Consider the following 20,480-nt stretch of genomic DNA (forward strand, 5'->3'; position numbering starts at 1 on the left):
ATGCTTCAAAACTAATAGATTAATCTAACTATAATTGTAAAGCACCTAGATTATAACTATAATTGTAATCTTTACTTAACCTGTACCGTGCTATTTTGATTAATACATTTATATCTGCTCTTTGCTTACTCCCATTTTGCTTAGTGCAAAATACATTATAGAAACAGCAATATAAACAATTATAATAAGTAAAGTAGAATATGCTGCAGCTACACCAAACCTACCAGCGTCCACCTGTGAAAGTATATTTACAGTAAGTAGACTATATCTTGCTGAAACTAAAAATATTACCGCACTTACTGCAGTCATACTTCTTACAAAACTATAAACAAGTCCTGAAAAAAATGCTGGCTTTATAAGTGGTAATGTTACAGAACTAAATACCTTAGTTGTATCTGCTCCTAAATCCGAAGCTGCCTCTTCTATAGCAGGATCTATTTGTTGAAGAGCCGCTACTCCTGATCTTACTCCCACTGGCAAACTTCTCATAACGAAAGCTATTATTATTATTGTCCCAGTTCCAGTTAATAACAATGGTTTAGTATTATAGGCTAAAACATACCCTATACCTATAACAGTTCCAGGTACCGCCATGGCTAATAAAGATGAAAATTCAACAAAACCACGTCCATAGAATTTTTTTCTAACAATTAAAAATGCAACAATCATAGCAAGTATTCCTGTAATTGGTGTTGCAATAGCAGATAATAAAGTAGTATCTATTAATGGTTTAATTCCAAGTTCAAAGACATATTTAAAATGTTTAAGGGTTAATGTATAATCCATTCCCCATATGTTAAATAGTCCACCTAAAGGTATTAGTCCGTAGAATATTAATACAAAAATAGTCACTATTAAGCAAAATGCATCTATAGGATATACTATTTTCTTCTCGTCAATTAAATCTCTTCCTCTTGATGCTTTTCCAGTAACTGTTATATAAGATTTTCTCTCTATCCAATATTTTTCAATAACAAAAAGTAATATGGTAAGAACTAATAAAATAACTGCTATAGTAGCTCCCCCTTGCATATCATAATTACCTATAGCCTGCAAATATATCTGTGTTGCCAATGTAGAAAAGTTTCCTCCAATAACCATTGGGTTTGAAAAATCTGCCACAGTTTCTATAAATGTTAATAAAAATGCATTAGCAAGTCCTGGTGCCATAAGCGGTAATGTAACAGTAGTAAAAGTCTTCCATCTCGATGCACCCATATTTCTCGCTGCTTCTTCTAATGAAGGGTCAATATGTTTTAAAAGTCCTGTCAACAAAAGATATGCTACTGGGAAAAATGTCATAGTCTGTACAATAACTAAACCCTTTAGCCCGTATATATTTGCATCCGAAATATGAAGTAACTTATGAGTTATAAATCCTCTTTGTCCAAAAAGCATAATTGCTGATAATGCAAGTACAAAAGGTGGTGATATAATAGGAAGTATAGATACAATATTAAATAATTTTTTAAATCTTGTTTTTATGTATGAATCTGCATATGCAAATATAAATCCAATTAAAGTAGATAATCCTCCAACAATAAATCCTAACATTAATGTATTTTTTAATGTATTTCTAAAATCAATACTTTTAATAGTTTCAGAGTATGCGCTTAATGTAAAACCATCTCTACTTATAAAACTCTCTTTAAGTACTGCAAATAATGGATATAGAATAAATATTAACAATATTGCTATTACAAAAATTATTGTAACTAAAAGCATTGGATCTCTCCATATTTTTTTCATATCCGTTACATCACTTTTCATTTTATTCTTATACTTATTGAATGCCATTAAACATTCTCCTTTCCTGTATAAAACATGTACACTTACCTTAAGCGAAATTAGTAAATATATTAAATACTTTTCATTTGATTATCCCACAAAAAGCATTATATTACCTGAATTATGAAATTTCTCTGGAATGACTTGCATAAGAAGCAAAGGAACTGTTTAAATTTAATTTTAGAAATTCTTCTTTTAGACAGATAAAATTATCGTAAACCTGGCAAGGACGCCAGACTAGCGAACCTGAGGCAGGACGCTGAATGTGAGCGTTAGATAATTTTATATGGCTAAAAGATTAGAATTTCTTAAATTAAATTTATTGTTCCGAGCTCTTATGCAAGTCATGGAGGAGAAATTTCATTAATATTTTAATAAATAACTCGTCAGTATCATAAAATTCAGCTACTAACGAGTTTTCTATTATTGCCTAATTTTGTTCTATTTCTAAATATTATTTATTTGTTAATTTGTGCCATTCATCTACTAATTTCTTTCTATTCTTTCCTGCAAACTCCATGTCATAATCAATTAATTTAGTATCTTTTAATTGTTCAGCTTCTTTAGGTGGTTGAGCATTCTTATTTGTTAAGAATTGGAATGAACCGTAGTTTTGTCCCATTTCCTGTACTTCTTTCTTTAAACACCAATCTACAAACTTCTTAGCTGCTTCCATATCTGGGGCATTTTTTATTATAGATACAGCACCTACTTCATACCCAGTACCTTCTGAAGGAGCTGATAGAACTATATCAGAATATCCTTGTTTTTGATATTTAATTCCATCATGTAAGAAACAAATACCAACCATAGTTTCTCCTGTACCTGCCATTTGAGCTGGAGCAGATCCTGTTTTAGGATATTGTCTTACTTGTCCATCTAACTTTTTAGCATATTCCATAGCCTTCTCTTCGCCCATTAACTGAACTAAAGTTGAAAGCATAGCGTAAGCTGTACCTGATGAAGCTGGATTAGCCACAACTATTTGTCCCTTATATTCAGGTTTTAATAGATCTTCCCAAGATTTTGGTACTTGAGCATTTTTTTCTTTTAATAATTTAGAATTACACACAAATCCTAAATATCCATTATATATTCCTGTCCAATATCCATTTTTATCCTTAAATTTATCTGGTATTTCTTTCGCTGTAGGTGATTCATACTTTTCCAATAGTCCTTGTTCCTTCGCAGCTACAAATGTATCTGCTGGACCACCATACCATACTGAAGCTTTAGGATTTTGTTTTTCAGCATCTATTCTCTTTAATGCTTCTCCTCCACTTAGTCTTATAACAGTAGTTTTAATACCAGACTCTTTTTCAAATTCCTTTGCAACAGCATTTGCATGATCTTCCATAAGTCCTGCATATATTGTCAATGATAGTTGTTTATCTCCTTTTTTAGTAGCTTCACTTTTGCCACAACCAACTAGAGTGCTTCCAAGCATAACCGTTCCCAAAGCCAAAGCCAATAATCTTTTTTTAATCATATTAATCCTCCCAATCCATTTTCTTTATATATTAATAATATCGTTTACAGGTATTATTATAAATTATTTAATACTTCATTAATAAATAATGAACAAAATAAAACACATTTAGGTAAAATTTTTGCACATATTAGAGAAAATAATAAAAAAAGAGGATTAATTGTATTAATAATAAGTTCTTATTACAATTAATTCTCTCTATTAATTAACTAATTTTTAAACATAATATTCAAACCCCAAATTATATAAATAAAAGAAATACAAATATAACTTTTAATGAGCAATTAAAGAGTAGGTAAAAGGTAAGAAGTAAGAGCTCTTGAAAAAATTCAGCAAAGCTGAATTTTCAGCACAACTATTACTAGCTGGTCTTACTTATTCACAAATTAATTATAAAAAACTCCTTGAGTTTTATCCTTAACTCTTACTTCTTAGCTCTTACCTATTACCTACTACTTACCTGCAAATTTCAAATTATAGTTAATTTCTAAAAGAGCTTTATTCTTCATTTTAAATTTTATATTTTTATTTTATGACTGCGAAAGTTGAATTATTAATTTTATCTTTAAATGCGTATAATTTAAGAAGCTTCAAATTGACTCTCATAAAGTTTAGCATAAAATCCTCCTTTTTCTAGAAGCTCACTGTGATTTCCCTGCTCTACAATGTCCCCATTGTTCATAACCAAAATTAAATCTGCATCTCTTATTGTTGATAAACGGTGGGCTATTATAAAGCTAGTGCAGTCATTTGTAAGTGCATCCATGGCCAATTTAATCTGAACTTCTGTACGAGTATCAATAGAGCTAGTAGCTTCATCTAAAATAAGAATTTTAGGTTTCGCAAGAATAGCTCTTGCAATAGTTATTAGCTGTTTTTGACCTTGAGATATGTTAGATGCTTCTTCATTAAGTATCATATTGTACCCATCTGGCAAAGCATGAACAAAACTGTCCACACGAGCTAATTTTGCAGCCTCAACTACTTCTTCATCCGTAGCTTCTACTCTGCCGTACCTTATATTCTCCATGATGCTGCCATTATATAGCCAAGTATCCTGTAAAACCATACCAAACATTGAGCGTAAATCTTTACGTGTAAAATTTCTTATGTCATGACCATCTACCAATATTGCTCCTTGATTCACATCATAAAAGCGCATTAAAAGTTTTACCATAGTAGTTTTACCGGCACCAGTAGGTCCAACTATAGCAACCTTTTGTCCTGGTTTTATATTTGCTGAAAAATCTTTAATGATAATCTTTTCCGGATTGTATCCAAAGTGTACATTTTTAAATTCAACCTGACCTTCAACCTTATTAAGCTTCACAGGATTATTAACTTCTGACACCTCTTCCTCTTCATCTAAAAATTCAAATACACGCTCAGCAGAAGCCGCTGTTTGCTGAAGTATATTGGATATATTAGCAATTTGGGCAATAGGCTGAGTAAATTGACGTACATATTGTATAAATGCTTGAATATCTCCCACTTCTATAGTTCTCTTAATTGCAAGATATCCCCCCAAAATACTCACTGACACATAACCTAAATTACCTACAAAATTCATAAGTGGCATCATGATACTAGTTAGAAATTGAGATTTCCATGCAGCTCCATAAAGCCTATCATTTAACTTGTTAAACTTCTCAACACTCTTCCTTTCACCATTAAAGGCCTTCATTACTACGTGACCACCATACATCTCTTCCACATGTCCATTTACATTTCCTAAATAATCCTGTTGCTGTTTAAAGAATTTTTGAGAATTCTTAACAATAATCATTATGATAATCATAGATACTGGAATTATACCAATAGCCACCAAGCTCATTTGCCAGCTTATAGTAAACATCATAATTAAAACACCAATAACAGTGGTTACAGACGTTATAATCTGTGTTAAACTCTGATTAAGAGTTTGGCTTAAAGTATCTACATCATTAGTAACACGTGATAATACTTCTCCTTGATTTGTATTATCAAAATATTTAAGAGGCATTTTATTAATTTTTTCAGAAATTTCTTTTCTAAAATTGTAACTAACTTTCATTGCAACACTAGTCATTATCCATCCTTGAATATAACTAAGCACTGCACTTAACAAATATAAGCCTATTAGTATAATTATTATTTTTTCTATATAATCGAAATCTATATTACCTATACCTGATATTTTTGCCATAATACCTTCGAAAATCTTTGTAGTAACCTTTCCTAATACCTTAGGTCCAACTATAGAAAAGACTGAGCTGCCTATAGCAAATATCAATACAATTATTATTGAAAATTTATATACACTTAAGTGCTTACCTAATTTTTTCATAGTGCCTTTAAAATCTCTTGCTTTTTCTCCACCTTGCATCATAGCTCCTGGACCATGTCCCATACGCTTAGGTGGACGGCGGTTATGATTTTCTCTTACTTTACTTTTGTTGTCGCTCATGCCAATTCCTCCTTTGAAAGCTGTGATAAAGCAATTTCTTTATACGTTTCACAATTTTCTATAAGTTCTTTATGTGTACCCATGCCGACTATTCTGCCTTCATCTAAAACTATTATCTTTTCCGCATTTTTAATAGTAGCTATACGCTGTGCTACTATTAAAAATGTACTATCACCAGTTTTTTCTTTTAAAGCCTTTCTTAATTCTAAGTCTGTTTTAAAATCCAAAGCAGAAAAGCTATCATCAAATATAGCAATTTCAGGATTTTTTACAATAGCACGAGCTATGGACAATCTTTGCTTTTGACCACCTGACACATTGTTTCCACCTTGAGAAATTTCCATTAAAAGTCCCTGACCCTTTTCTTCTACAAATCCTTTAGCTTGAGCAATTTCTATAGCTCTATTTAATTCCTCCTCTGAGGCATTTTCATTAGCATATCTTAGGTTAGATTCAATATCTCCGCTAAATAATGAACTTTTTTGTGGTACATAACCAATTTTCTCCCTAAGTTCATGTTGATTAACTTCTTTTACATTCACGCCATCAATTAGTACTTCACCTTCTGTAGCATCATAAAAACGAAGTATTAAATTAATTAATGTAGTTTTCCCTGAACCAGTAGCTCCTATAAAAGCTGTGGTTTCTCCTGGCAAAGCTTTAAAACTTATATCTTTAAGCATATTTTCCTCTGCACCAGGATATTTAAAGGACACGTTTCTAAAATCCACTACACCCTTTAATTCTTCATTAAAACTTTTGCCCTCCTCTGGGTCTAGAATAGTTGGCTCCACCTCTAAAACTTCAGAAATACGTTGTGCTGATACAGAAGCCCTTGGTATCATAATAAACATAAATGACATCATAAGGAATGCAAAAATTATTTGCATAGCATACTGCATAAACGCCATCATATCTCCCACTTGCATACTTGATTCTGCAATATGATGGGCTCCCACCCAAACTATTAGTAAAGTTACTCCATTCATTATAAGCATCATACTTGGAAACATAACTGCCATTATACGATTAACAAATAAATTAGTCTTTGTAAGATTTTTATTGGCTTTATCAAACCTTTTTTCTTCAAATTTCTGAGTATTAAAAGCTCTTATAACCATCATTCCTGAAAGATTTTCACGAGTAACTAAATTAAGCTTATCCACAAGTCCTTGTACAATTTTAAATTTTGGTAAAGCTATTGAAAATACTATAAGTATTAATCCTAAAAGTGTTATCACTGCCACTGCAATAATCCATGACATTGATGTACTCTTATCAATAGCTTTAATTACGCCCCCAACTCCTAATATTGGTGCATAAAACATCATCCTAATCATTATTACAATGAGCATTTGAATTTGATTAATATCATTAGTTGTCCTTGTTATAAGCGATGCAGTGGAGAATTTGTCCAACTCAGCATTAGAAAAACTCTCTACCTTCTTAAACACATCCTTACGTAAATTTTTAGCAAGACCGGCTGCTATTCTTGACGCAAAGAATCCCACCATAACTATGCATACGGCACTTAATAAGGATATTAAAAGCATTTTAACTCCTGTTTTTCCAATATACCTATTTTGGATTTTATCAGTGTCTACTCCTAAAGCTTTATATTCTGCCTTTACAGAATTTGCTGCAACTTGTATTATCATATTATCTCCTAAAGCAGCAAATTTCTTATTCATATCATCATTTATTTTTAAACGCTGTTGTTCTGGTAAATTTTTAAATAGCATAAATAAATCTGTGGCTTCTGGAACTTTTTTACCACCTATATCAATTAAACCATTCTTTGCCTCATTTTTCATCTTATCAACGCCTGAAACCGCTAAGAATGATTTTCCCATTATTAAATTTAATTCTTCTACCTTTGACTTATCATTATTTTTTAATACATATATAGCTTGTTTTTTAAGATTTGGATAATCATCTACATACTTTTCATAATCAATATTTTTATTATCTATTAAAGTATATTGCTTTAATACCTTTTCCTTATCCTTTTCACTCATAAATATAGTGAGTTTTTCCATTTCATTTTTTCTTATAGCTTTTGGTACAGCATCCTCAATACCGCCTTGCTGAATACCTTTGTTTACAATATTAGACATATAGTCTGGCAATGCTAAGTCTGCCATAGCTTGAACAAAAAGAAGAACTATAGCAATAAGTATTGATGCCACAAATGGTTTTAAATATTTAGCTAATTTGTACATTGCAACTCCTACCCCTTTCCTAAGGTTATATTTGAAAATCTAGAAAGTTTCCCTGTCTACTACTTCTTTTAATATGGACAAACCTTCAAGTATTTTATCTGCTTCCTCATCTGATGTTTTACTTACCATCATCTCAATTTTTCTTTGTATTTGACAAAAGCGATCTTTTGAATTTTTTCTAAATTCAGGGTTTACATCTACATAAACAACTCTTCTATCCTTTTCACTTCTAATTCTTTCTACCAAGCCTTGCTTTTCTAATCTGTCTACTATACCCGATATAGTACTATTAGAAAGCCCTATACGCTTACTTAAATCGCTTATTTTCATTTTTCCCTCATGGGACAGTATGCCTATAATCATGCCTTGTGGTGCTGTTAATTTCATATCTTTAAATTCTTTTTTCACACTTTGCTTTATAGAATCCATAACCTGCTTCAGCATCCTAACTATCTCAATTGATTTATTTGTATTATTCATGGAACATTATCCCCCTCTCTTAATAATTCCTACAAATTATTGTTGATCCTTGTTACATATTTTCAAAAAACGTTTTATATTAAAATCATTCGTATTAATATATTTCGCATACGAAATATATTAATCCTTTTAATAACACTAGTCAAGTTTTTTCTCAATATGTTAACAAATTTTTTTCAATTACAAATTATTATATGATTAACCCACAAAAAGCATTATATTACTTGAATTATGAAATTTCTCTGGAATGACTTGCATAAGAAGCGAAGGAACTGTTTAAATTTAATTTATTGTTCCGAGCTTTTATGCAAGTCATGGAGGAGAAATTTCATAATTCCACCACATTGTACCTTATTGTGGTTTAATCATTATATAGGTTATAAAATATATGATGACTAAAATATTCAATAAAATTTTTACTGGATATATTTAAATATTAGGTAATTATTTTTTTTATATTTCATAAGTTTATATTGACACACTAATAAATATAAAATATAATATTTTTCAGATACCCCTGTAGGGTATATTAAAAAATTGGAGGTGCTTATGATGAAAAATTTATCTTTAATTTGGAAAAAATATTCTTATATAATTCTAATAATCTTTATGATACTTGGATTATTTGATTTTAGAATAGGATTAATTGCAATCCTATGTATGGTTGGACCTATAATACTATCTTTATTTAAGGGAAGATTCTGGTGTGGTAACATTTGTCCTAGAGGAAGCTTTTACGATAATGTAGTATCTAAATTTAGTAACAAAAGAAAAGTACCTAAATTTCTTAAATCTACATTTTTTAGATTAATCGTTACTGTTATCATGCTCACTATGTTCACCTTAGGAATGATAGAGAATTGGGGTAATTTATATGCAATGGGATTCATATTCTATAGACTTATAGCGGTTACTACTCTAATTGGCATTATTTTATCTTTATTTTACAACCATAGAACCTGGTGTAATTTCTGTCCTATGGGCAGCATAGCTGCATTAATATCATTTTTTAAAAATAATAAAAATAGTTCTTCTTTACTTAAAGTAAATAATTCTTGCGTGTCCTGCAAAATATGTGAGCGTAATTGCCCTATGGGTATAGCACCCTATGAATTTAAAGACAATGCTATCACTCACAAGGATTGCATCCAGTGTAGCAAATGTGTTTATTCGTGTCCTAAAAAATCCATCGGCAAAACCCTTTAGTAAAATTCATTGCTAGACACATGTATATAAAAAGCCTTAGAAAAATAAAAATACTTTTCTAAGACTTTTTGTTTATATGTTTATTTTATTATACCCGAAAAATATACCATATTAAACCATATTATTCAATTATATCTCTTACTTCTTCTAAAATATTAAAATTAGTGAAATCAAAATGCAGCGGAGTTACTGTTACATATCCCTGAGAAAGAAAATATAAATCAGAATCCTGTTCTTGTATTTCATTTCTCGTTCCATTTTTTTTATAAATCTTGTCTTCACTATCTTCTATTAATGTATATTTTGCCTTATAAGTTGATTTTCCTATCCTACAAACCTTAATGCCTTTTATATCTTCTTCTTTTATATTAGGAATGTTTATATTAATAACCACATCTCCTCTTAAATACTCTTTTTCCACCATTTTAAGTATTTTACTTGTCCATTTTACTGCCTTGTTATAGTCTTCATCATCTTTTTCCCAATCTACTCCCATAGAAACTGCAATGGATGGAACATTATAAATAGCTCCTTCAATAGCAGCAGATACTGTACCGGAATACAATACATCGGTACCAGCATTAAGCCCTCTATTAATACCCGAGATAACTAAATCTATATCTTTTCCAAGTAATGAAAGACCTGCTTGAGTGCAATCTGCTGGAGTTCCAAGTACACTATAGGCCTTACAGGTTAAACCTTGTAGTTTTTCTTCCTTTATTTTTATAGGCTTATTTATAGATATAGAGTGACTAGTAGCACTTTGTTGTTCTCTTGGGGCAACTATTAAAACTTCATGATTTTTAGAAATTTCCTCTGCTAAAGCTCTAATTCCTCTAGCATTTATTCCATCATCGTTAGTAATTAATATATTCATTTAGTTACTCCTTTCTAAGTCTATGTTAACTGTATCCTAAATTTCTTCTATAATAAGTCGTAAATTTTGTTAATTGTTCCACAAATTGATTTATTTTATTATCTATTCAAAATATATTCCTTGCTCCATAAGATTTATTCTGTCTATTATCTTATTTTCCAATAAACTAAATATCTTTTCACCTTTCTCTTTAGAAGCTAAAGTTGCATCTCCCGTAATGGCATCTTGAAAAATAGTTTTTCCTCTATCTTTAAATCTCACGGGATATAATTGTTTATTAGGATTTTTTGTAGTTTTCCCCATTTGCACTAAACTTTCATTGTAATACAAAATAGCAGAGGTTTCATCTTCTCCCCCATGACCTTGCCCCTCAGTTATAGTAAGTATATCCTTAGAAAAATCCATCCACCAATTTATAGTCATAACCACAGCACCTAAATCCACTAGTTTCTCAGCTGTCAAACTAAGAGAAGTTATATTTCCTCCATGTCCGTTTAAAAAAATTATATTTTTAAGTCCGTTATTATAAAAGCTTTTACTCACATGAAAAAGATATTCTGCCATTACTTCAGAAGGTACTGTAACTGTACCAGGATATATAGATAGATCATAACTTTGACCATATGGAATCTCTGGTGCAATCCAAATCCTATCTCCAATTTTTTTATTTATATTATCACAAAACAACCTAGGTGAAAATATGTCTGTGCCCAGTGGAAGATGATGTCCATGAGCTTCTACTGAACCTATAGGTATTATTACAGTATTTACCCTGCTAGAAATTTCATTAAAATCATCAGAAGTATAGTCTACAATATACATAAAATCCCCCCATAATACATTATTTCGTTGCACACTACCATATAACTTATATTATATACTTTATGGTACTATTTTTAAATATTTCTTCTATTTCCTTCGTAAAGAATTCTTTCATATGCCTAAGTTGTTCTTTTTCGTACACAAATTTGCCATAACCAAATTGACCATATTTATATTTTCTCTCCTCATCATTCATAGGCAAACTAGTATTAGGAAATACCTGCAATATTATATCTTTCGCTCTTGAGGTATACCTATGAGATATTACTTCAAAAGTTAGTGGATATTTTAAATTTGTTGGCAAATTATCTTTTAATTCTATTAACAAATTCCTGTAATCTTCCTTCCATCCCTCATAAATAAATACAGGTGCTATTATAAATCCTATGGGATACTCTGCCTTAGCTAACTTAACACTGGCTTCTATTCTTTTATTAATAGAGGCTGTTTTACTTTCATATTCTCTTATAACCTTATCTGTATTTAGAGTAAATCTTACTTCTGTTTTTCCCTTGTGATTCAAATTTATAAGGCTATCCACATCATTATATTTTGTGACAAATCTAAACCTGCCATTTTCATTATTTGCAAAAAATTCTATAGTCCTCCTTAGCAAATGAGAATATGGCTCCACAGGCACAGGATCAGAGGTAGCAGAACCTTCAAATATAGTTACCTCTGGCAATTTTTCATTTATATAGCTTTGTGCCTTATAAAGTATCTCCTCCACATTTGCGTTTATTTTTATATAAGGTTTATCACCTAAATTAGTATTTAAATAGCAATATTGACATTGACCTGTACAACCTGATACTAGTGGCAATTGATAATGAGCTGATGGCTTACAAGATTGAAACTTTAATCCCTTCTTTACTCCCACAACTAAAGTTTTTTTACCCTCTCTATAGAAATTATATAAATCCTCCCCTGGAATATTTTCTTTAATTCTATTAGATGTGATATTTATAATTTGTACATCACTATTTCCTTTAAAAAAATTTAATACATATCTACCTATTTCATAATCTAGGCTTCCCTTTTCAAATATTATTCTCTTAGGAATAAACATGTTTTAAAATCCTCCATTCATTTGTTTACCATTAATTTTTGCATGGAGAATAAATATTATACAAAATAACTATTCCTATTTATTCTTTATTAAAAATTGATTTGTTTTCCCCATAATATAAGCTAACTTAATCATAGATTTTTCTTCTGGACTCATTTTTCTTTGAAACATTTTTTCAAATTGCTTTATTAATCCCTCAAAGTCAATTTCTTTACTTTCATCATATCTACTTTTTCTACTTTTTTTAGGTTGATTATATATCTTAGGTTGAATTTTTTTATTATAAATTTTCTTAAAAACCTCTGCAGTATAACAGGCATCATAAAAAGCATCATGAAATTTATTATTTCCTGTAATATTTAATAGTTTAACTGCATTTTTAAGACCAATATTTTTTCCTTTCTGCAAATTAAAATGCTTAGAAGCATAATACTGAATATTAATATACTCTCTAGGTATTACTGATGAATCTAATTTATGATATTCAATATTTCTTATTAATTCTTTAATATCTGAAGTTCCCCAAACACCTAGTACATTTCTATTATCAGTAAAAAATCCAATGAATTCTTTCCATATGTTTTTAAAATCCTCCGCTTCATTCAATTGTTCCATGGTTATATTAGTTATTTTTTTTACATACGGATTTATCTGACTATATATTTTAGGTTTTATTAATTTATTGAAGCTTGAAACCACATTAAGATTTTCATCAAGTTTAACTGCTCCAATTTGAATTATTTCAAAAGGATTTTTTGAATTTGTAATCACTTTATTTTCTTTCTCATCCCAACCTTGGTTAAACTCTAAATCAAATATGATGTAATTCATTTTATTCATATTCTCCCTCAAAATCATTTCATACTTTTAGTATTAATTTTTTATTTTTGCTTAAAATACATATTAATATCCTTCCAATTAAATTAATAATTTATCTTATTATAGCATAATAAGATTTAATACATTGCAACTGGAATGTTTTAGTTGATATATTATTTATTGGTGATATTATGGAATGTTTTAGTTGATATATGACTCACTAGGTGGTATTATATTAATATACCTATATGTAGTTTTGAAAACCGCGTATTAATTTGATTTATTAGGAGGCATTATTTTGGAGAAAATAGCTTTAATTTCAGATAGCACATGTGATTTAAATGACGAATTTATAAAAAAATATGATGTAAAAATGCTTAATTTGAAAATAATTTACAAAAATAAAGAATACATTGATAAAGTTAATATAACACCTCAACAAGTATATGATAACTTAAAGGTAGAAGTTCCTCATACATCCTTACCTTCCGTAGCAGACATGCATGAACTTTTTTATAAACTTGAAGCTGAAGGATATACACACGCCATTGCAATCCCTATAGGTTCTGGATTATCTGGTACCTATAACACATTAAAACTTGCTGCTAGTGAACATACTAATCTTAATATAACAGTTTTTGACTCAAAATCTTTAACCCTTGGAGCAGGTGCACTAGTTATAGGCTGTGGTGAAATGATAAAGAATGGAAAGAACTATGATGAAATTGTATCGGCTCTTCCTAAAATGAGAGATAATATTAGTGTTTATTATATAGTTGATACTTTAGAATATTTAATAAAAGGTGGACGAATCGGAAAAGTATCTGGAACCCTAGGACAATTATTGAATATTAAACCAATAATATCTATAAACGATGAGGGAATCTATTATACCTATTGTAAAGTAAGGGGCAAAAAACAGGCAAAAAGTAAACTTATGGATATAGTTAAGGAAAATTTAAATAATACAAAAGCAAAAGTTTGGGTAATGCATGGTGGCGCTTACGAAGAAGGTAGAAACTTCTACGACTCACTAAAAGATAACCCTAATATAGATTATCTAGGTTTTGGAGATATAAGTCCAGTTGCTGGTGTTCATACTGGTCCTGGCCTTTTAGGCGTAGTTATTGAAAAAGAGCCTTTAACTTAAAAGGCTCTTTTCCTATTTTCTTCTAACTAAAAATGCATTAGGAAGAAGTCTACCAACCTTTGATGGAGAAGAACATTTTGTTAGAATTTTTCCATCATAAGCCATAATAGAAGATGATCCCCCATCACATGCTGCCGCTGTAATAGCTCCATAAGATTGCATAACCTCTGCACAGTCTTCCATTGTTGCCCCTAAACTGTAAGTGGGCTGCCTTCCATCAATAACTAAAAATATTACAACTCCATCCTTTCTTTGCCCTATAATAGTTCTCGGTTGAAGTCCCCATCCTGCTGAACCATTAATTATTTTCTTATTATCTGAAATTAGCACTGGTGAAAATTGAGCTCCATCTCTTATATTATATTTATCCCAATTTTGTATTCCTCCAACAATAAGCCTATTATTTTTATCAAAGGCTATTGTACCATACCCATTTGTATATTCTCCCCATTTTTCACCATTTGAATATGTAATCCCTATAATGCTGCCTCCATTTCCTACACCTCCAACATCATTAAATCCACTAGCATTTATACCTATTACAGCATCATACATACTAATAAAATCTAAAATAGCTCTTCCTGAAATACCTTTTCTATCTGTAGTACCTACAAATACCCTCTTTGGATCATCAATCAATGCAATCCTGCCTTTAAACTTGGTACCGCTAACTTTAGATATTAGAATGCCTTGTTCAATATCATTTATAACCACATTATTTCCTGCATAATCTTTGTCTCCAACTTTTAAATTTCTCTGATTTAAAATATCTACTGCTTGTCCATTATTTCTGCCTTGGTTTTCACTATTCTTCACATCTTTATCTATATTTGTAACTGATACTAAATTAGAATTGTTCACTTTTTTGCTCATAACTCTATTTATTAGTGAATCTGGGAAAAATAATGTAGCTAGCCACTGATGAGTTGCTGTTGTCATTGCAGTTTCTATGTATATATCTCTAAGTTCTGAAATTACAGGTATATCTAAAAATACTAAGCTTGAATACATACCTGCAAGTAATATAAATATTGCTAATAATATCTTAAATCTTTTTCTTTTCTTATTCCTTCTTTTCACTTTTCTGGATTTTATTCTTTCTTTTCTTGAAACCATTGTTTTATCTCTATCTATTGAACTCTCTGTCATTAAATCACTCACGATTGCTCCCCCATTTATTAATAATTTATTTTATTATAGCATAGTAATATTTCTAAAAAAACAAAAAATTCTATACTACAATAATTAAAATAGACTATATCATTGAATAAAATTACATATTCAACGATATAGTCTGTTTAAAATTCAATTTAATTTTTTAATTCATTCCTCTTCCTAAAGATTTAGAATGTCTATACTGCTTTGGTAAATAAGTAATTAAGAGATAAACTAAAACACAAGATCCTATTTTATCTAATAAATTATTTATAATCTTAGGAATAAATGATGCAACAAAAATATTGCTGCCACTTTCTTTAAGCCACAAGAATAAGAAATCTAATCCAGTTCCTGTTAAACCTCCATAAACCCATATTCCTATAGGTGTTCCAATAAGTGGACATACAATACTTAATATAATTCCAGTTATTAGTGCTGTAATAAAATTAAATTTAAACTTTTTAGCTATAAATCCTACAATTATGCCTACAGCTACATTGACAATTAAAAAAGGAATATCCTTAGGACTAAATATCATTCCAGTAATTAAATTTGTAATTCCACCAACCGCAGCGCCATACCAAGGTCCAAAATAAACAGCTATAAATATAGTACCTATGGTATCTAAGTAAAGAGGTAACTTTAAACTACTAGTTAAAATTCCAAGTACAATGTTTAATGCAATTGCAATAGAACATAAAAGTAATACTCTCAACTTGTTATTTCTCATAAGCTCATCTCCTTGTATTATTAAATTACTCCACTTGATTATAATATTTCATCTACAGCATGTGAAATAGGAATATTCTATTGATATTAAACGTTCTATGTGATTTTCAAATACAAAATAATCTTTTATATTTAAAATGTTATATTATAATGTATACTTAAAATAGAACTTTTGAATGGAGAGTAGATCAATGGAGAGAAGTAAAAATTTAATTTTAGTAAGTCACTGTGTATTAAATCAAAACAGCGTTGTAGAACCACTTGCTCGTGCCAGAGGTGCTTTTACTATGATAGATAAATTTATTAAGGAAGGTTACGGTATAATACAACTACCTTGTCCAGAATTTAAATTTTTAGGACCTAATAGAAAACCTATGAGCAAAGAAGAATACGATTGTCCAGAATATAGAGAGCTATGTAAAACTTTATTTTTTTCAGTACTAGAAGACCTAAAAAAATATATTGCCTCAGGATACAAGCTCAAAACTATAATAGGAATAAACGAAAGTCCAACTTGTAGTATTACAGGTAAGCGTGGCATTTTCATGGAAGAGATTTTTAACATATTAAATAATGAAGGTATTTCAATTGATTATATTGAAATACCCACAGACTACAAAGAAAGTATTGATAATGTAGATTAAGAAACTTTCTTATAAAAACTAAAGGGAATTACATATAAAAAATACCCAGAAGCAAATAGCTTCTGGGATAATCTATCCTATTTCAACTAAATATTTATATCTCTCAGCTCTATAATAACAAACTGAGTATTCCAAATTATTTCCTGTAGAATCAAATGAAAGTCTAGTCCTTTTTAAAGTAGGTGTTCCAATCTTCACACCCAAATATCTACTTATAATCTCATCTGTAGCTACAGCTTCAAAATATTCTTTAACTTTTACCGCCATTATATTTTTATTTTTGCTTAAAAATTCATATAAAGAACCCTCATATTCTTTTTCATCTAAAGGTAAATCTAATTCTTTTTTTAAATATGTTATGAAAAATACCATTGGAAAGTTGTCTGCATATCGAAGTCTTTGAATCTTATAAACTTCTTCACCTTCATTTATATCTAAATTTTTTGCTATGACTTTATTGGCTTTTATTATATCTACTTTAACAAATCTTGTAGAAGGTTCATACCCTCTCATTTTCATTTCTTCTGTAAAACTCATTATTCTGCTTAAAGGTTCTTCTATTTTATTAAATATAACTGTGGTTCCCTTACCTCTAGTCCTTTTTACATATCCTTCGTTAACTAACTCATTTATAGCCTGTCTTACAGTTATTCTGCTTACATGAAAAAATTCCTGAAGTTCTAGCTCTGAAGGAAGTATATCTCCCTCAACATATTCCTCATTTTCAATCTTTTTCTTTAATAATTCCTCTATTTGATAATATAGTGGAGGAGCTCCCTTATTAAAATCTAATTGCAATTTATCACCTCTTTTTTATACCAATATAATTAGCTTTAGCTTTAATTTTTCAATGAATTAACATACAATACATTACTTTAAATATTTAATTTTAAATATTATATTATATAATAATTAATATATGGTTAAAATCTTACATAGGCCTTTATTACACCTATCTTTTTCCCTTTACTTATTCCCGTAGGTCTTATGGTATACATAGAAATATCTGCTGGTATTATAAAGGTTTCTGCATAATGAACTGTAAACGGCTCAAAACTATTATCAGGGCTTTCAACTACAGCTTCATCACCTTCTACAAGATTCAAAACATTAACTACATTATTGGTATTAAACAAGATTTTATCATCAAACCAAAATCTTCTTGTTTCTATAAATTCTAATTCATGCAATCCAGTCTTCTCTTCCTTTACCTTTCCATCATCCTTAATAAGCTCTATTCTATTTACCAAATTATTTTTTATCCAATTAGTAGTCCTATCCCATTGTATCACATTTTTACCATGGTTTAAATGGATAGGTCTTGGAATACCATCTAATCCAACTCTACCCCAGTCCCATAGTTTAAATGTAAATATATATGGAGTAGCACTAATTTCAAGTACCATGCTATTTTTTCCAGAGCAATGTATTGTGCCTGCAGGAATTAAAAAATGATCATGTTTTTGGGCTGGGAATTTATTTATATACTTTTCTGCATCAAATAAAATCTCTCCTCTTTCAGCTCTCCCTAAATCATTTATCATATCATCCTTATTAATTCCTTCTTTTAATCCTAAATATACACAAGCGTCCTCCTTTGCATCTAAAATATAATAACTTTCATCTTGAGTATAATGCATTCCAAACTTTTCTTGAATATATTCTGTTACTGGATGAACTTGAAGACTTAAATTACCTCCATCAATAGTATCTAAAAAATCAAATCTTATTGGAAACTCTGCTCCAAATCTTGCATAAACCTTTTCTCCTAACAATTCTTTAGGTCTGTATAATACTACATCTATAGAAGGAACCTCTATCCTAACATCTCCATATCTTAAATACAAACTATTTTCTTCAGGAACTCCATCAAAACACCAAGCAAAATTATCTTCATTTCTATCTAAATCACATACCTCTTTCATCCATTGTCCGCCCCAAACCCCTGGAGCAAAATAAGGTACAATTCTAAATGGGCGCTTTACAGTTTCACTTAATCCCGCTGTAAAAGCATCTCCTGTTACCATTTTAGGATTATATTTTACATTAGTATCCAATAAGTAATCTATGCTATTGTACAATTTTCTTTTATGTCTATCTGCTATTCTCCATTCTATGAAAAATGCTCTTTTATATTTTCTTAATCCATCTTCACTTAAGTTGTTAATCTTAAAATTTCCAAGCTCACCTCTAGCATATCTATTTTGAATTTCCCATCTTGCTAAATCTAAGTATATAAAGGTATCTCCTTTAGTAATTTTACTTGCAGCCACACCATAAACAAGTACTATACCTTCTTCTACTTCTTCTAACTTTTGTTTAGCTTCATCTAATTTATCTTTATCAATAAAATCATCTATTTCTCCATAATACATTATTCCAAAAACTCTATCATCAGTTAAATTTCTTTTTATTAAATCTGTTATTTTTTCTCCCTCATAGAAAACATCTTCACTTTTTATAACAACCTCAGGATTCAATCCATTTATAAATTCATTTAGTACCTCTTCGTCTCTCACACCAGGATAGCAATCCAAAGTTATAACATATTTTTTCTTATCTATATTGTTTTTAATCTCATTTATTATGTTTAAGTATCCCATCCAAGCTTTATGCTCAAATCCTCTTACCATTATCTCTGGTTCTTTATCATAATTAGAAACTCTCTTTTTATAATCCATTTGCTTTCCTCCTTGTAATTCCTATTCATTCAAAAATAATGACTTATGCATAGTTTTTTCTTAAGTATTTTCTACTGTTTTTTTACAAATTTAATTCTTCCATTACTTTTAAACACTCTATAAGGAAATTCATTTCTTTCGATAGATTGATAATCATGCCCTGATGTAGTTGGCCAACATGCTCCTACCATCAATTTATCATCAGAAACATTCACTATCCTGTGAGCAATTTCTCCATCTATGTGGTGGAGTGACCCTTCACATATCCTTTCTGCCCACATTTCACCTTCTTTATTCATTAGAAGAAGTAATCCCTCCCCCTTTAATCCAAAATAGAATTCTGCACAATTTCTATTTTCATGAAAATGACCTCTTGTCATATTACATTCATCATTTATATAAATAGGATACATAACTGTAAGACCCCAAAACAAATTGCCTTGCTTTTTTTCTTCACCTTCAGTATACGAATAAACTTCATATACTAGAGTATTAGGGTCTAACTTACATGAATCACTATACTTATAAAGATTTTTCACCTCACGTAAACATTTTTTATAATGTATAACATCTTGTCCTTTTAAAACTTCTTCAGGCATTTTATGATACACTTTAGGTTCTAAGACCCACATAAACTTTTCCTGCTACTCAAAATATGGTCAAATGTATCCATATTGAGATTCTTACTGCTTCAACGTACTCTGCCTTGCCTAAGCTACTACAGTTTGTATAGTACTCCACAGTCGTTAATTCCCCAAATAGCCTTGGGTACATATATAAGTGCTTGTTTAATTAAGCTATCTTATATTCTTTAGCATTAGCTAAATTTATTGATGCATTTAAATCTCTATCAATAGAAAGCCCACAACTGCATTTGTAAACTCTATCAGATAGTTTTAA

18 protein-coding genes are annotated in these 20,480 nt (G+C 29.9%); 3 read left to right on the forward strand and 15 right to left on the reverse strand.

All coding sequences use genetic code 11. From position 1 onward, the window contains the following. Nucleotides 1-108: 108 nt before the first annotated feature. From C1715_RS00765 to C1715_RS00785, 5 genes are all read right to left on the reverse strand, one after another. Complete coding sequence (locus C1715_RS00765; RefSeq protein ID WP_242971856.1) at nucleotides 109-1,797, reverse strand: ABC transporter permease; 1,689 nt, start codon at nucleotides 1,795-1,797, stop codon at nucleotides 109-111. A gap of 445 nt (nucleotides 1,798-2,242) precedes the next feature. Continuing rightward, a complete protein-coding gene (locus C1715_RS00770; RefSeq protein ID WP_207654952.1) occupies nucleotides 2,243-3,277 on the reverse strand; it encodes an ABC transporter substrate-binding protein in 1,035 nt (344 codons plus the stop codon). Between the two features lie 580 nt (nucleotides 3,278-3,857). Next, on the reverse strand, nucleotides 3,858-5,666 hold the full coding sequence (locus tag C1715_RS00775) for an ABC transporter ATP-binding protein (protein ID WP_242971858.1): 1,809 nt from the start codon (nucleotides 5,664-5,666) through the stop codon (nucleotides 3,858-3,860). A gap of 53 nt (nucleotides 5,667-5,719) precedes the next feature. After that, nucleotides 5,720-7,945 (reverse strand): ABC transporter ATP-binding protein, encoded by a 2,226-nt coding sequence (locus tag C1715_RS00780; protein ID WP_102398781.1) that lies wholly within the window; start codon nucleotides 7,943-7,945, stop codon nucleotides 5,720-5,722. A gap of 39 nt (nucleotides 7,946-7,984) precedes the next feature. Continuing rightward, complete coding sequence (locus C1715_RS00785) at nucleotides 7,985-8,425, reverse strand: MarR family winged helix-turn-helix transcriptional regulator (RefSeq protein WP_102398782.1); 441 nt, start codon at nucleotides 8,423-8,425, stop codon at nucleotides 7,985-7,987. Between the two features lie 552 nt (nucleotides 8,426-8,977). On the opposite strand from C1715_RS00785, the gene C1715_RS00790 reads away from it, so the two are divergent. Continuing rightward, a complete protein-coding gene (locus tag C1715_RS00790; protein ID WP_102398783.1) occupies nucleotides 8,978-9,631 on the forward strand; it encodes a 4Fe-4S binding protein in 654 nt (217 codons plus the stop codon). 121 nt (nucleotides 9,632-9,752) lie between these two features. Here C1715_RS00790 and surE read toward each other — a convergent pair whose 3' ends face one another. The 4 genes from surE to C1715_RS00810 all read right to left on the reverse strand — a co-directional run bounded on the left by surE (nucleotide 9,753) and on the right by C1715_RS00810 (nucleotide 13,230). Further along, nucleotides 9,753-10,508 carry a 5'/3'-nucleotidase SurE gene (surE, locus tag C1715_RS00795; protein ID WP_102398784.1) on the reverse strand — a complete coding sequence of 252 codons (756 nt, stop codon included), beginning with the start codon at nucleotides 10,506-10,508 and terminating at the stop codon, nucleotides 9,753-9,755. 102 nt (nucleotides 10,509-10,610) lie between these two features. Further along, a complete protein-coding gene (locus C1715_RS00800; RefSeq protein ID WP_102398785.1) occupies nucleotides 10,611-11,330 on the reverse strand; it encodes a creatininase family protein in 720 nt (239 codons plus the stop codon). Between the two features lie 46 nt (nucleotides 11,331-11,376). Beyond that, a complete protein-coding gene (splB, locus tag C1715_RS00805) occupies nucleotides 11,377-12,399 on the reverse strand; it encodes a spore photoproduct lyase (protein WP_102398786.1) in 1,023 nt (340 codons plus the stop codon). Nucleotides 12,400-12,474: 75 nt separating this feature from the next. Then, a complete protein-coding gene (locus C1715_RS00810) occupies nucleotides 12,475-13,230 on the reverse strand; it encodes a 3'-5' exonuclease (protein WP_102398787.1) in 756 nt (251 codons plus the stop codon). Between the two features lie 286 nt (nucleotides 13,231-13,516). Here C1715_RS00810 and C1715_RS00815 point away from each other — a divergent pair, with 286 nt between their 5' ends. Further along, complete coding sequence (locus tag C1715_RS00815) at nucleotides 13,517-14,368, forward strand: DegV family protein (RefSeq protein WP_102398788.1); 852 nt, start codon at nucleotides 13,517-13,519, stop codon at nucleotides 14,366-14,368. Between the two features lie 12 nt (nucleotides 14,369-14,380). Here C1715_RS00815 and C1715_RS00820 read toward each other — a convergent pair whose 3' ends face one another. Together C1715_RS00820 and C1715_RS00825 are read right to left on the reverse strand one after the other, a co-directional pair. Next, entirely contained in the window at nucleotides 14,381-15,529 is a 1,149-nt protein-coding gene (locus C1715_RS00820; protein ID WP_102398789.1) for a phosphodiester glycosidase family protein, read from the reverse strand. A gap of 157 nt (nucleotides 15,530-15,686) precedes the next feature. Continuing rightward, nucleotides 15,687-16,256, reverse strand: a complete 570-nt coding sequence (locus C1715_RS00825; protein ID WP_102398790.1) for a CD3073 family putative ECF transporter S component — start codon at nucleotides 16,254-16,256, stop codon at nucleotides 15,687-15,689. A 190-nt stretch (nucleotides 16,257-16,446) separates the two neighbouring features. On the opposite strand from C1715_RS00825, the gene C1715_RS00830 reads away from it, so the two are divergent. Then, nucleotides 16,447-16,899 carry a CD3072 family TudS-related putative desulfidase gene (locus tag C1715_RS00830; protein ID WP_102398791.1) on the forward strand — a complete coding sequence of 151 codons (453 nt, stop codon included), beginning with the start codon at nucleotides 16,447-16,449 and terminating at the stop codon, nucleotides 16,897-16,899. Nucleotides 16,900-16,971: 72 nt separating this feature from the next. Here C1715_RS00830 and C1715_RS00835 read toward each other — a convergent pair whose 3' ends face one another. The 4 genes from C1715_RS00835 to C1715_RS00850 form a co-directional block, all read right to left on the reverse strand. After that, a complete protein-coding gene (locus C1715_RS00835; RefSeq protein WP_102398792.1) occupies nucleotides 16,972-17,697 on the reverse strand; it encodes a GntR family transcriptional regulator in 726 nt (241 codons plus the stop codon). Between the two features lie 125 nt (nucleotides 17,698-17,822). Further along, nucleotides 17,823-19,580: a class I mannose-6-phosphate isomerase gene (locus C1715_RS00840; RefSeq protein WP_102398793.1), complete on the reverse strand. Its 1,758-nt coding sequence runs from the start codon at nucleotides 19,578-19,580 to the stop codon at nucleotides 17,823-17,825. A gap of 71 nt (nucleotides 19,581-19,651) precedes the next feature. Further along, nucleotides 19,652-20,212, reverse strand: coding sequence for a glucose-6-phosphate isomerase family protein (locus C1715_RS00845; RefSeq protein ID WP_102398794.1), 561 nt, complete (start codon nucleotides 20,210-20,212; stop codon nucleotides 19,652-19,654). Nucleotides 20,213-20,372: 160 nt separating this feature from the next. After that, nucleotides 20,373-20,480, reverse strand: a 108-nt coding sequence (locus C1715_RS00850) for a zinc ribbon domain-containing protein (protein WP_146005351.1), incomplete at its 5' end; no start/stop codon positions are given.

The sequence above is a fragment of the Haloimpatiens massiliensis genome (assembly GCF_900184255.1).
Taxonomy (GTDB): domain Bacteria; phylum Bacillota; class Clostridia; order Clostridiales; family Clostridiaceae; genus Haloimpatiens; species Haloimpatiens massiliensis.